Annotated in this window: 12 protein-coding genes; 9 read left to right on the plus strand and 3 right to left on the minus strand. The window is 65.0% G+C overall.

Going from position 1 to position 12,870, the window contains the following annotated elements:
• Positions 1-10 precede the first annotated feature (10 nt).
• Both J9314_RS01170 and J9314_RS01175 read left to right on the plus strand, forming a co-directional pair.
• The gene (locus J9314_RS01170; RefSeq protein ID WP_210604095.1) at positions 11-1,474 is read left to right on the plus strand and encodes a M20/M25/M40 family metallo-hydrolase; all 1,464 of its coding nucleotides are present in this window, start codon (positions 11-13) and stop codon (positions 1,472-1,474) included.
• Positions 1,475-1,601: 127 nt separating this feature from the next.
• Entirely contained in the window at positions 1,602-2,897 is a 1,296-nt protein-coding gene (locus J9314_RS01175) for an MFS transporter (protein WP_210604096.1), read from the plus strand.
• 2 nt (positions 2,898-2,899) lie between these two features.
• Here the strand turns inward: J9314_RS01175 and J9314_RS01180 are convergent, their stop codons facing one another.
• Entirely contained in the window at positions 2,900-3,598 is a 699-nt protein-coding gene (locus J9314_RS01180; protein WP_210604097.1) for a YoaK family protein, read from the minus strand.
• Positions 3,599-3,860: 262 nt separating this feature from the next.
• Between J9314_RS01180 and J9314_RS01185 the strand changes: the two genes are divergently transcribed.
• The 7 genes from J9314_RS01185 (at position 3,861) to J9314_RS01215 (ending at position 11,746) form a co-directional block, all read left to right on the plus strand.
• Positions 3,861-5,324, plus strand: coding sequence for an ABC transporter substrate-binding protein (locus J9314_RS01185; protein WP_246490546.1), 1,464 nt, complete (start codon positions 3,861-3,863; stop codon positions 5,322-5,324).
• Positions 5,321-6,277: an ABC transporter permease gene (locus J9314_RS01190; protein ID WP_181274075.1), complete on the plus strand. Its 957-nt coding sequence runs from the start codon at positions 5,321-5,323 to the stop codon at positions 6,275-6,277. Before J9314_RS01185 ends, J9314_RS01190 begins: the two co-directional genes overlap by 4 nt.
• Positions 6,274-7,188: an ABC transporter permease gene (locus tag J9314_RS01195; protein WP_210604099.1), complete on the plus strand. Its 915-nt coding sequence runs from the start codon at positions 6,274-6,276 to the stop codon at positions 7,186-7,188. The genes J9314_RS01190 and J9314_RS01195 overlap by 4 nt, the downstream gene beginning before the upstream one ends.
• A gap of 1 nt (position 7,189) precedes the next feature.
• Complete coding sequence (locus tag J9314_RS01200) at positions 7,190-8,995, plus strand: gamma-glutamyltransferase family protein (RefSeq protein WP_210604100.1); 1,806 nt, start codon at positions 7,190-7,192, stop codon at positions 8,993-8,995.
• Between the two features lie 5 nt (positions 8,996-9,000).
• Positions 9,001-10,641 carry a dipeptide ABC transporter ATP-binding protein gene (locus tag J9314_RS01205; RefSeq protein WP_210604101.1) on the plus strand — a complete coding sequence of 547 codons (1,641 nt, stop codon included), beginning with the start codon at positions 9,001-9,003 and terminating at the stop codon, positions 10,639-10,641.
• Positions 10,634-11,341 (plus strand): GntR family transcriptional regulator, encoded by a 708-nt coding sequence (locus J9314_RS01210; protein WP_210604102.1) that lies wholly within the window; start codon positions 10,634-10,636, stop codon positions 11,339-11,341. Before J9314_RS01205 ends, J9314_RS01210 begins: the two co-directional genes overlap by 8 nt.
• A gap of 192 nt (positions 11,342-11,533) precedes the next feature.
• A complete protein-coding gene (locus J9314_RS01215) occupies positions 11,534-11,746 on the plus strand; it encodes a hypothetical protein (RefSeq protein WP_210604103.1) in 213 nt (70 codons plus the stop codon).
• 159 nt (positions 11,747-11,905) lie between these two features.
• Here the strand turns inward: J9314_RS01215 and J9314_RS01220 are convergent, their stop codons facing one another.
• Both J9314_RS01220 and J9314_RS01225 read right to left on the minus strand, forming a co-directional pair.
• A complete protein-coding gene (locus J9314_RS01220; protein ID WP_210604104.1) occupies positions 11,906-12,403 on the minus strand; it encodes an SRPBCC family protein in 498 nt (165 codons plus the stop codon).
• A gap of 1 nt (position 12,404) precedes the next feature.
• A complete protein-coding gene (locus J9314_RS01225; protein WP_246490547.1) occupies positions 12,405-12,845 on the minus strand; it encodes an ArsR/SmtB family transcription factor in 441 nt (146 codons plus the stop codon).
• Positions 12,846-12,870: the final 25 nt, after the last annotated feature.

The raw sequence follows: 12,870 nt of genomic DNA on the forward strand, positions 1-12,870 counted from the left end.
GCTGGCAGGCATGAGCGAAGAGAACACCGGCCGCGAGGTTGCGGCAGATCCCAGTGAAACCCGCGCTGACCTCGCCCGAAGCGCAGGCGATTTCATCCGCGGCACCGACTTCATCGACCGGCTCTCCCGTCGGGTCGCACGCCGCACCGAAAGCCAGGCGCCGGGCAACGGGCCGGCCGCCTCGGCGTATCTGTCCGAAGAGATCATCCCCGAACTCGATGAGCTCGGATTCGACTCGACCATCCACGACAATCCGGAATCCGACGAACACCCGCTGCTCATCGCCTCCCGCATCGAGGGCCCCGGGCTGCCCACGGTCCTCCTCTACGGGCACGGCGATGTGCAGTTCGCGCACGCCTCACAGTGGGCCGAGGGGCTCGACCCCTGGGTGCTCACCCGTGACGGGGACCGCCTGTACGGGCGCGGCACCGCCGACAACAAAGGCCAGCACAGCGTGAACACGGTGGCGCTGCGAACCGTGCTCAACGGTCTCAGCGGGTCGGGCGGTGCCGCCCCGGCGAGGCTCGGATACAACGTCAAGGTTCTGATGGAGACCGCCGAGGAGGCCGGGTCGAAGGGGCTGCGAGCGTTCGCGGCCGCACACGCTGCCGATCTCGCCGCCGATCTCTTCCTCGCCTCCGACGGTCCCCGGATCGCCGCCGAGGTGCCCACGCTCTTCCTCGGCTCCCGCGGGGCACTGAACTTCCGCCTCGTCGCTCACGAGCGCGACGACAGCCACCATTCGGGTAATTGGGGCGGCCGCCTGCGCAACCCGGCCACCGTCATCGCCGCGGCGATCAACGCCCTCGTCGACGGCAACGGCGTCATCCGGATCCCGGCGCTGCGCCCGACCGATCCTCCCGCCTCGGTGCTCGAGGCAGTCGCGAAACTGCCCGAGGTCGTCGAGGACGGTGCCCCCGAAACCGACCCGAACTGGGGCGAACCGGGGCTGAGCCCGGCCGAACGGGTCTTCGCCTTCAACGTCCTCGAGGTCCTCGCCCTCGACGCGGGCGACCCGGCTCAGGTGGTCAACGCGATCCCGGGGGCCGCCTCGGCGAGCATGCAGCTGCGCTACGTCGTCGGCACCGACGTCAGCGATTTCGAGACCCGGGTCCAGGCCTTCCTCGAGGAGCAGGGGATCTGTGGAGTCAGCGTCGAATTCGAGCACTGCATGCCGGCGACCCGGCTCGATCCGGACTCACGGGTCGTCACCGCCGCCGCGGAATCGATCCGGGCCACGACCGGGATCGAGGCTGCTGTCGAGCCCAACCTCGGGGGGACGATCCCGAACGACGTCTTCGCCGAGGTGCTCGGGCTGCCGACCGTGTGGGTGCCGCATTCGTACCCCGGATGCCACCAGCATGCGCCGGACGAACACGCGCTGCTCTCGGTGCTCAGCCAGGGTGGCGAAATCATGGCGGGGATGTTCTGGGACATGCATACGAACCCGGAGAACTGGTTCACGTCGAAGTGAGCACGCTTCACCTCAACATGAGCGCACTTCATCTCGACGCGAGCGCGCTTCGCCTCGAAGGGGGCGCGCAGTCGATCTCGTCAGGCGCCATCACTGACCACAACACCGCAGGCGAAGGAGCCCAGTCATGACAGAACAGCCGTCCGCACGGAATGTGACAGAGAAACAGCCGGTGAAGTCGTGGAAGGTCATCACCGCCGCCTCGGTGGGCAATGCCCTCGAGTGGTATGACATCTCGGTCTACGCCTACTTCTCCGTCTACATCTCGGTGGCGTTCTTCCCCTCCGAGAGCCACGCCGTGTCGGTGATGCTCGCCCTGGGCACCTTCGCGCTGTCGTTCTTCATCCGACCGGTGGGAGCGATCGTGCTCGGCAGCTTCGCCGACCGCAGGGGGCGCAAACCCGCACTGACGCTGACCATCTGGCTGATGTTCGCCGGCACCCTGATGGTCGTGCTCATGCCTCCGGCGCACGTCATCGGGCTGGCCGCGCCCCTGCTCATCCTCTTGGCCCGGCTCGTCCAGGGCTTCGCCGCCGGCGGGGAATTCGGGTCAGCAACCTCGCTCATGGTCGAGCATCTGCCCGATCGCCGAGGTTTCGCCGCGAGCTGGCAGTTCACCTCGCAGGCGATGTCGACGATCCTCGCCTCCGTCATCGGGGTGGCCGTGACCACGTCGCTGTCGCAGGAGCAGCTCGAGACCTGGGGGTTCCGGCTGCCGTTCATCGTCGGACTCCTCGTCGGTCCGGTCGGCCTCTACATTCGTCGGCATGTTCCCGAGTCCCCGGAGTTCGCTGCCGCGCAGGCCGAGAAGCCGAAGGAAGCCGCGGCCATCGGGGGCGTGCTGCGCCGCCACAAGCTGGCCGTGGTGCTGGCGATCGGTGCGATCGCAGTCTCGACCTGCCTCAACTACTTCATCACCTATGTTCCGACCTATGCCGTCGACAACCTCGGCATGACGAGTTCGGCAGGATTCTGGGCGACTCTCGTGTCCGGCATCGTGCTGCTTCTGTTCACCCCGGTCGCCGGGTACTTCTGCGACAAGGTCGGACGGCTGACCTTCATGATCCCCGCGGCGCTCGCCGTCATGGTGCTCACCTGGGTGCTCTTCACGTGGGTCGTCGCGGCTAACGCGCTGTCGGTGCTCATCATCGCCGTCGTCATCTTCTCGCTGCTCAAGGCCGCGTACTACGGTCCCCTCGCCAGCGTCATGGGTGACATCTTCCCGACCGAGGTGCGCGGAACCGGGCTGTCTCTGGGCTACAACATCGGCGTCGCTGTCTTCGGAGGACTGACTCCACTGGTCGCGGCCTGGCTCATCGGTGTCACCGGGGATGCGAAGGCCCCGGCCTACTGGGTGCTGCTCGCCGGTGCACTGAGCGTGTCGGCGATCCTCGTCGTGTGGAAGAAGCTCGGCGTGCGGTGAGCTCAGGCGTTCGACGTAACGGTTCCGGCCGCCTCGGCGCGGGTTCGCTTCTTCTCACCGAGGTGGCCGATGGCGGCTGCGACCGCGATCATGACGGCGACGATGGCGATGCCGATCCACTGATTGAGCATGAGCGTCGCGGCTCCCGCCAGCGCACCGACGAGGATGAGGACGACGGCGAGCAGGCGGCGGACCCAGCGGACGCTGTCGCCGCCGGCCAAACGGGAATCCGAGGCGAGACCGACGATCGTCGACGTCACGACCACCGTGGTGACGTCGGCGATCTTCATCTTTCTGGCCGCGGCCGCCTGCGCGCCCATGAGGGTCGAAAGCGCGGAGGTGAAGATCGTGCCGGCCAGTCCGATCTCGGGATCGGGCACGAGCGCGACGTAGAGGGACAGTACCGCGCAGCCTGCGGCGACGATGCCGAAGATCACGGTCGTCCGGTGATGCCAGGCCTCGCCGATGTCGCCGAGGATCCGGCCCGACAGCGCGGCGCCGACCATGAAGAAGACCAGCGCGAGGGCGGGGCGGAGGACGGGGATGCCTTCGGCCCCGGTGAGACCCATGCCGAGGATGACGACGTTGCCGGTCATGTTCCCGGTGAACACCTTGTCGAACCCGAGGTAGCCGATCGCGTCGACCATCCCGGTCGAGAAGGTCAGCAGCAACAGCATGGCCAAGTCGAGTCGGCGGGTCATGGAGATATCCCATCGTTCAGAAATTTCACAGTACTTGTATACAAAACTCTAAACAGCGTATAGATTGTATGCAAATATTCCTCATCGATCTGTTGCCCTCATGGGAGTGCGTGTGAAAATACGGATGGTTGCAGCGCTTGCCTCTGCTGTTCTGCTGGCCGGATGCGTTCCGGTCCAACCCTTGGACGATCCGCCCGACCGCACCGACGTGAAGTCGGTGGGCGCGGAGTCGGGAGATTTCAGAGAGGGAGGTGACCTCGTCATGGCCCTCTCTTCTGAACCGGATCGCCTCGACCCGACGACCTCCTCGTCGCTCTACACCCGGTACGTCATGCAGACGATGTGCCAGAAGCTCTACGACATCGACGAGAACGGTGAGATCACTCCGATGCTCGCGACCAAGCTTCCGGCGATCTCCAAGGACGGCAAGACTGTGAGAATTCCGCTGAAAGGCGGAGTGAAGTTCGCCGACGGATCCGACTTCGACGCCGAGGCGGTCAAGACGACCATCGAACGCGGCCTCAATCTCGAAGAGTCCTCTCGCGCAGCCGAACTCGGGCCCATCGACGACGTCACCGCACTCGATGACCACACTCTCGAAGTCACCTTTGAGAAGCCCTTCGCCCCCTTCACCGCGGCGCTCGCCGACCGGGCCGGAATGATCATGTCGCCGAAAGCTCTGAAAGACGAGGGCGATGACTTCGGGGACAATCCTGTCTGCGTCGGGCCGTTCAAATTTGAGAAGCGCATCGCCCAGACATCGATCAAGGTGGTCCGAGACCCCAACTACTATGATGCCGACAAGGTCCATCTCGACTCGATCACCTACCAGATCATGACGGACGCGAACATCCGCGCCGCTAATATCCGATCCGGCGACGTCCAGGTCGCCGACACGATCTCCCCGCAGGACGTCGATGCCCTCGACGAGGAGACCGGCATCGGCCTCCTGCAGTCGAATTCGCTCGGCTACCAAGGGCTCACGGTCAACATGGGCTTCGGAGACAACCCCGAAAACTTCAAGACACCGTTGGGGCAGGACCCTAAGGTACGTCGAGCATTGTCGATGGCCATTGATCGCAAGGCCCTAGTCAACACCGTCTTCAACGGGTGGTTCTCGCCGGCCTGTTCCGGCATCGCTCCCGACAGCCCCTTCGCCACCGAGGCGAGCAACGACTGCGTCGACTACGACCCTGAAGGTGCGAAGAAACTACTCAAGGATGCCGGGGTCAAGGTGCCGCTGAAGGTCAACATGAAGGTCTCGAACACCCAAGACACTCTTCGATTCGCCCAGGCGGTGCAGGCGGCTACCAAGGAAGCCGGCTTCGACATCAAGGTCCAGCCAATGGAGTACACCGCCCTCCTTGATGCCCAGGACCGCGGCGATTACGAACTGCTCCAGCTCGGATGGTCCGGCCGCGTCGACCCGCACGGCAATCTCTACACCTTCCACTACCCGGGCGCAGCGAACAACGTCACCGGGGTCGATGATGACGAACTCAGCGACCTGCTCACACGGGCCAGTGAAGTCACCGACGAAAGCGACCGCGCCGAACTCTACGGCAAGGCTTCTCGGCGGATCGCAGAGATCAACTCGATCATCTACCTCTATCGACAGAAGAACCTCACCGCCTATACCGAGAATGTCGCCGGCATCGACGTCTACTCCGATGGAGTCGTGCATCTCTCAGGAGCCGGCTTCCTCAAGAACGGAGGGCAGCAATGACCCGGTTCGTGCTCACCAAGATCCTTCACGCGGTCATCACATTCGTTCTCTCGGGGATCGTCATCTTCTTCGGTGTGCGTCTCCTTCCCGGCGACCCAGCTCTGGCTATGGCCGGCGAGGAGGCGACTCCAGAACGGCTTGATGCGATCCGCGCGGACCTGGGCCTCGACCAGCCTCTCCTCGTCCAGTTCCTCAAGTTCCTCGGATCGATCGTCACCGGCGACCTCGGTGATTCCACTCGCACGGGGCTGCCGGTCACGTCGATGATCGCGACCACGTTGCCGGTGACTCTGTGGCTGGCTCTCTACGCCATCGTCGTCGCCGTGGTCGTCGGTATCGCGTTGGGCATGCTCGCCGAACGTTATCGAGGGAAATGGCCGGAGATCGGCAGCAACTTCATCGCCCTGCTGGGACTCTCGGTGCCGAACTTCTGGCTCGGGCTCCTGGCGATCCTTGCCCTGGCGGTGAGCCTGGGCTGGTTCCCCGCCTCGGGGTATGTCGATGTCCTCTCCGATCCGATCCGCGGCATCTACTACCTCACCCTGCCGGCGGTGATCCTCGGCACCAGCCTCGCCGCAGTCATCACCCGTCAGACGAGAGCCTCGATGATCGAGACCATGGGGACCGACTACGTGCGGATGGCCAGGGCCAAAGGGCTCTCGCGCCCACGAGTGCTCTTCCGCTACGGACTGCGCAATTCGCTCATTGTGCTCGTCACCATCGTCGGCCTGCAGCTGGGCGGGCTGATCTCCGGAGCGGTCGTCACTGAGCGGATCTTCGCCCTGCCGGGCATCGGAAAACTCACGCTCGACGCGGTCTTCTCCCGTGACTATCCGGTCATCCAAGCCGTCGTCCTCGTCATCACCGCCTCCTACATTCTCATCAATCTGGCCGTCGACATCCTCTACTCGGTCATCAACCCCCAGATCCGCGTCAGCGAGGATGCCTCATGAGCACACCCATCGTCACCAACACGGACAAGAACACCCAAGGACTCGACCCCGAGTTCCACGCCTCGAGCAATCGCGCACTGTGGCTGTTGCGCTCGATCCTGCCGACCCCGATGGGGATCATCGGCTCGGTCATGGTCGTCATCGTCCTCATCATCGGAATCTTTGCTCCGCTCATCGCCCCCTACGGCTTCGCCCAGACGAACTTCGAAGTACCGTTCCAGGTTCCCGGCACGATCGGCTATGTCTTCGGCACCGATGACCTGGGCCGCGACATTCTCTCGCGGCTCGCCTTCGGTGTCCGCGCTTCCCTGCAGGTGGGACTGCTGGCCGTGGCGCTTGCCGTCGTTGTCGGCACACCTCTTGGCCTGCTGGCCGGCTATTTCCGGGGACTCGACTCTGTCATCTCGCGGCTGACCGACGTGACTCTGGCGTTCCCGTTCCTCATCATCGCCGTCGGTCTGGCAGCGATCTCCGGGCCCAGCCTTTCCAATGCCGCGATCGCCCTGGGCATCTCGCAGGTGCCCACGATGATCCGCGTTGTCAGAGGTGAGACGATGCGGCTGAAGTCTGCGGACTTCGTCAAGGCCGCGATCGCCACCGACGCCTCGAAGGCTCGTATCCTGGGCATGCACATCATGCCCAACGCCGCCTCGGCGGTTATCGTCCAGGCCACGGTGATCCTGCCGACCGCAGTGATCGGAGAATCGATGCTCTCCTTCCTCGGACTCGGCATTCAGCCGCCCTCGCCGAGTCTCGGGATCATGCTCTCCGACGCCCAGCAGTACATCTTCCGTGCGCCCTCGACAGCGCTGTTCCCCGGCCTGGCCATCCTCTTCATCTGCCTGGCCTTCAACCTCTTCGGCGACGCTCTGCGCGACGCCCTCGATCCGAACTCCAAGAAAGGACACTGACGTGTCATACACCCCACCCGCCGTCTTCACCACCCGACCCACGCTCGAAGGGCACTTCGGGATGGCCGCCTCGACGCACTGGTTGGCCACCGCGGCCTCCCAAGCGGTCCTCGAGCGCGGCGGCAACGCCTTCGATGCGGCGGTCGCCGGTGCGTTCCTGCTCCACGTCGTCGAACCCCACCTCAACGGCCCGGGCGGTGACATGACCGGCATCTTCGCGACCGCCGATGACCCGGCACATCCGCAGGTGATGATGGGACAGGGTCCCGCGCCCGCGGCAGCGACGATCGAGCACTACCGTGGTGAAGGACTCGACATGGTCCCCGGTTCCGGGGCGCTCGCCGCCGCCGTTCCCGGCGCGGTCGACTCCTGGCTCAACCTGCTCGAACATCACGGCACGTGGGAACTTGCCGACGTGCTCGACTTCGCGATCGACTACGCCGAGAACGGCCACCCGGTGCTCGCACGTGTGGTCGGGACGATCGAGCGCGTCCGCGAACTCTTCACCGACCACTGGCCGAGTTCGGCTAAGCAGTGGATGCCCGAAGGAGAGGTTCCTCAGGCTGGAGAACTCGTGTTCAACCGTCCTTACGCCGAGGTGCTGCGCCGGCTCATCGCCGCCGGAGACGGTGCCGAGACCCGGGAGGGCCGCATCCAAGCCGCGCGCCAGGAGTGGAAGTCCGGATTCGTCGCCGAGGCGATCGCCCGCTTCGTCACCACCCCACACCGGCATGCGACGGGGAACGATCACGCCGGAGTCATCACTGCTGACGATATTGCGGGCTTCGATGCCTATTTCGACGACCCGGTGACCATCGACTTCCGCGGATACCAGATCGCGAAGATCGGCGCTTGGGGTCAAGGACCCGCGTTGCTGCAGACTCTGAAGATCCTCGAGGGATTCGACGACGAGCGGCTCGATCCCTCGAGCGAAATCGGCGCACACACGATCCTCGAAGCACTCAAGCTCGCCATGGCCGACCGCGACACGTATTACGGTGACGGAGACGTCGACCTCGACTGGCTGCTCAGCGACGACTATGCCGCGAGCCGTCGCGCACTCATCACCGACGACGCCTCGCTCGACTTCCGACCAGGTGCCGGTCGCGGCGGCACCGAGCCTGCCTTCCAGCCGCCGCTGGTCCCAGAAGGTGAGGACAAGGAAGCGCTCATCAAGGCAGGGATCGGTGAGCCGACCGTGCAGAAGAACGGCACGAACAACGGCGACACCTGCCACATCGACGTCGTCGACCGGTGGGGCAATATGATCTCGGCGACCCCGTCCGGCGGATGGCTGCAGTCCTCGCCGAGCGTCCCGGAACTCGGATTCTGCCTCGGCACCCGGTTGCAGATGATGTGGCTCGATGAGACCTCACCGTCGGCGCTCACCCCGGGCAAGCGCCCCCGCACGACGCTGACACCGACGCTGATCTCGAAGGACGGGACTCCTGTCATCGCTCTCGGATCGCCCGGCGGGGACCAGCAGGAACAGTGGCAACTGCTGCTCATCCTCCGCCTCCTCGTCGGCGGCTACACCGCTCAGCAGGCTATCGATGCACCCGCACTGCACACGACGGCCCTGGCCGGATCGTTCTGGCCACGCACCTGGGTGCCCGGGGGAGCGGTCGTCGAGGACCGCCTCGGCGACGATGTCATCGACGGACTCATCGCCCGCGGGCATGCTGTGACCCGCGCCGGGTCCTGGGATCTCGGTCGACTCTCCTGTGTCACTCGGGATCCCGACACCGGACGTCTGACCGCCGGAGCGAACCCCCGCGGGGCCCAAGGGTACGCGGCAGGAAGGTGAGGGTGATGAGCGAGGAATTCGTGCTCGAGGTCTCCGGCCTCGAAGTCTCCTACGGGGCTCCCGTCCTCCACGATGTGAACTTCACGCTTGCACCGGGCGAAAGGCTGGCCCTCGTCGGGCAGTCCGGTTCAGGAAAGTCGACGACCATCGGCGCGATCCTCGGTTTGCTGCCGGGGTCCGGCAGGGTCAGCGCGGGATCGGTGCTCTATCGCGGAGAAGAACTCGTCGGTGCCGACCGTGGACTCCTGCAGACCCTGCGAGGCAGGTCGATCGCGCTGGTGCCGCAGGATCCGATGGCCAGCCTCAACCCGAGCATGCGGGTGGGCGATCAGATCGCCGACGCTCTGCGCACCTATGGAATGTCGGATTCCCGCGAGGTGACTCGAACCGTGGTACGGCTGATGACCGAGGCCGGCATCCCCGACGCGGAGACGCGGCGGCGGTCCTATCCGCACGAGTTCTCCGGCGGGATGAGGCAGCGCGTGCTCATCGCGATCGCACTCTCCGGCGATCCCGACCTCATCATCGCCGACGAACCGACGTCCGCGCTCGACGTCACGGTGCAGAAGCAGATCCTCGACCATCTCCAGGAGCTCGTGACCGAACGCGGCACCTCTCTGCTGTTCGTCACCCACGACCTCGGCGTGGCGGGGGAGAGGACCGACACCGTCCTCGTGATGAGTGAAGGACGCGTCGTCGAGCGCGGTGAGCCCGATCAGGTGCTCGGCGACCCGCAGGACGAATACACGCAGGCGCTGGTCAAGGCCGCGCCGAGCATCGTCGTCGATCGCGACGGAGGCCGGGAGTCCGACGGCACCGGCGAGTCCGACGGTACCGTCGAGTCCGACAATGCGGCCGCCTCGGCGAATGTGCTCGAGATCGACGACCTCCACAAGGTGTACCGGCTGCGCGGGCGGGGCCGGGAGGTCCAAGCCCTCAAGGGCGTCAGCCTCACCGCCGAACGGGGGAAGACGACCGCGATCATCGGTGAGTCCGGATCGGGCAAGTCGACGATCGCGAAGATCGTCCTCGGACTGGAGAAGGCCACCAGCGGAACGGTCCTCGCGGGTGGGCACAACGTCGATGCGGCCTCGAAATCGGAGCGCAGCATCCTGCGGCGCTTCAGCCAGCCCGTGTTCCAGGACCCCTTCTCCTCGCTCAATCCGACGTGGAGCATCGAGAGGATCGTCCGCGAACCGCTCGACGTCTTCAAGATCGGCACCCGCGCGGAACGGTCGAAGAAGGTCGCCGAGGTGCTCGACCACGTGGCGATGCCCACGTCGATGAGCGACCGCCGCCCCGCTGATCTCTCGGGTGGGCAGCGACAGAGGATCGCGATCGCTCGGGCGCTCATCAGCGAGCCGGAGCTCCTCATCTGCGACGAAGCCGTCTCGGCTCTCGACGTCCTCGTCCAGGAGCAGATCCTCGACCTGCTGCGGAACCTGCAGTCCGATCTGGGCGTGAGCTGCCTGTTCATCACCCACGACCTTGCAGTCGTGGCGAACTTAGCCGACGATGTTGTAGTGATGAAGAGCGGAGAGATCGTCGAGGCCGGCGCGACCAGGGAGGTCATCGACCACCCGAAAGCCGACTACACCCAGAAGCTCTTGGCGGCCGTGCCCGGTTCCGGTCTCCTCAATGTCTGAGCCTGCCCCGTCTTCCGGCCCCTCGAGCAGCGGGGATGTCGGTGCGCGGATCCGCGCCGACATCATCACCGGTGTCCATGCTCCCGGCACCAAGCTGCGGGAGGTCGCACTGGCCGAACAGTACGCAGTCTCGCGGATTCCGATCCGCGAGGCTCTGCGATCCCTCGAGGCCGAAGGGCTGGTCGAATCGCGGAAGTACAGCGGCTCGGTCGTCGCACCCTCGCCGGTCGAGGATGCCGAAGATCTCTTCGAGATCCGCATCGTGCTCGAGTCGGCGACCGCGAAGCGCGCGGCCAAGCGTGCGTCCGAGCTCAACGCCAGCGACACACCTGACCTGAAATGGCGGGAACTGCGCAAGGAGATCAGCGATATCCTCGATGCTGGGGACATCGTCATCGGGCAGGAGCGGTTCGAGGACCTCGCAGTCCTCAACATGCGTTTCCACTTCGCCGTCGCCGAACTCAGTGGCAGCGTGTCCTTCATCAGCCTGCTGCGGCAGATCTCCGGCAAGATCGAGTGGCTGTACTCGCTCAACGTCACTCGTCGCGGACCCCAGGCCTGGCCCGAGCACCGCGAGATCATCGCGGCCATCGACGCCGGCCAGGAGGCGAAGGCCGCCGAGGTGATGGCCCGACACGTACGCCGCAGCCGCGACTCCTACTTCACAATGATGTCCTCCGACCACTCCCGCACTACCTGACGGCGGCCCAGCAACCTCGCGCAAGGTTGCTGGGCCGCCGTCAGGTGCTTTGGGCGATGAATCTCATTCTTTTGGGGGAGAGACGCGGGTTGGCTTTCCGGCTACTGTTGAGTGGTCTCACCGTGGCCTGCGCAGACAGATGCCGGCCAGCGAGACCCCGGAGAAGACTGTTCAATCCACGATTTCAGGTCGGTGATCATTACGGTGCAGGAGCCTGCGCATCGTTCCATTCTGCTCACAGGTTTGAGCTATCCGCTCTTTGCCGCGGGAGTCGTTCTGCTGTTCATGTCGATCACTATTCCGGGTGCAGTCCTGCTGGGTTCCGGAGTTTTCCTGATTGGCATCAACGAACTGTGCCTGTACATCGCCAAGAGCGGTGCGGTGCGGGAGCGCGTCGAAACATAGTCCCGGCTGGGCCTGGAGTGCTGCGCGCGTCGACGGTCGGCGGCGGCCCGCTCGGGGTCCGCAGACTTCACTCCGTCGCAACGTCAAAACGGCTCCAGAAGCACCCGACGGCGGCCCAGCAACCTCGCGCGGGGTTGCTGGGCCGCCGTCAGGGAGTAATTAGTGGGTGGTGAGGAGGCGGTCGAGTTTGTTGTAGCCCTCGACGATGCCGTGTTCCATGCCCGAGGCGACCATGCCGTCACGGGATTCGAGCGAATCGAAGACCGACGTCGACTGCAGCCTCGTCCGTCCGTCGCCGAGGTCGGTGAGCGTAAGGATCTCGAGATTCACCGCGTCCGGAAAGCCCTCGAAGGTGAAGGTCTGGACGATGCGTTCGTTCTCCCGCACCTCGTGGAAGGATCCGAAGAACCCGTACTCGCCGTTGCCGTCGGTCGAGACATAGCTCCAGTTCCCGCCGGTGGTCGGGTTCCATTCGCGGATCGTGTTCGTGATCGTGTCCGGCCCGCACCATCTGACGAAGAGTTCGGGGTCGATGTGAGCCCGGAACACCTTGTCAGGGGTGGCAGCGAAGTCGCGGGTCATCGACACGGTCTGCACGCCCTCGGGGACGTCGAGCTTGAGCGTCGAGTAGTCGGCTGTGGTGTCGGTGGTGGTCATGTCATGCTCCCTTGCGTGATCTTCTGGTGGTTGAGTGAGGTGAGGTGGCATCGGATCCGTTCGCCGAGGCGGTGTCCGGGTCCGAATCGTCAGTTGCCTCGTCCGCGCCGGCCGGCGCCCCGTCCGTGTCCATCTGTGCGAGGACGGCGTCAAGTCGCTGATAGCGCTGCTCGGCCTGCTGCCGGTAGCGTTCGATCCATTTCGTCATCAGGTCGAACACATTGTCTTCGAGGTGGACCGGTCTGCGCTGGGCGTCACGGGTGCGGGAGACCAGTCCGGAGTCCTCTAGCACCTTGAGATGTTTCGATACGGCCTGCAGGCTCACCTCGTAGGGTTCGGCGAGCTCGTTCACCGTCGCATCGGCGACGCTGAGTCGGGCCACCATGTCCCGCCTGGTCGGATCGGCCAGTGCCGCGAAGACCTTGGAGAGTTGGTCGGGCATCGGGTTCCTCTGCGAATTGACTTAT

The organism is Brevibacterium oceani (genome assembly GCF_017948325.1).
Lineage (GTDB): Bacteria > Actinomycetota > Actinomycetes > Actinomycetales > Brevibacteriaceae > Brevibacterium > Brevibacterium oceani.

What these genes read in the sequence shown, in the direction of transcription:
- J9314_RS01190 (WP_181274075.1), top strand. Translation starts at nt 5,321, where the DNA reads ATGACCCGGTTCGTGCTCACCAAGATCCTTCACGCGGTCATCACATTC.
- J9314_RS01210 (WP_210604102.1), top strand. Translation starts at nt 10,634, where the DNA reads ATGTCTGAGCCTGCCCCGTCTTCCGGCCCCTCGAGCAGCGGGGATGTC.
- J9314_RS01175 (WP_210604096.1), top strand. Translation starts at nt 1,602, where the DNA reads ATGACAGAACAGCCGTCCGCACGGAATGTGACAGAGAAACAGCCGGTG.
- J9314_RS01205 (WP_210604101.1), top strand. Translation starts at nt 9,001, where the DNA reads ATGAGCGAGGAATTCGTGCTCGAGGTCTCCGGCCTCGAAGTCTCCTAC.
- J9314_RS01185 (WP_246490546.1), top strand. Translation starts at nt 3,861, where the DNA reads ATGGCCCTCTCTTCTGAACCGGATCGCCTCGACCCGACGACCTCCTCG.
- J9314_RS01220 (WP_210604104.1), bottom strand. Translation starts at nt 12,403, where the DNA reads ATGACCACCACCGACACCACAGCCGACTACTCGACGCTCAAGCTCGAC.
- J9314_RS01180 (WP_210604097.1), bottom strand. Translation starts at nt 3,598, where the DNA reads ATGACCCGCCGACTCGACTTGGCCATGCTGTTGCTGCTGACCTTCTCG.
- J9314_RS01225 (WP_246490547.1), bottom strand. Translation starts at nt 12,845, where the DNA reads ATGCCCGACCAACTCTCCAAGGTCTTCGCGGCACTGGCCGATCCGACC.
- J9314_RS01195 (WP_210604099.1), top strand. Translation starts at nt 6,274, where the DNA reads ATGAGCACACCCATCGTCACCAACACGGACAAGAACACCCAAGGACTC.
- J9314_RS01170 (WP_210604095.1), top strand. Translation starts at nt 11, where the DNA reads ATGAGCGAAGAGAACACCGGCCGCGAGGTTGCGGCAGATCCCAGTGAA.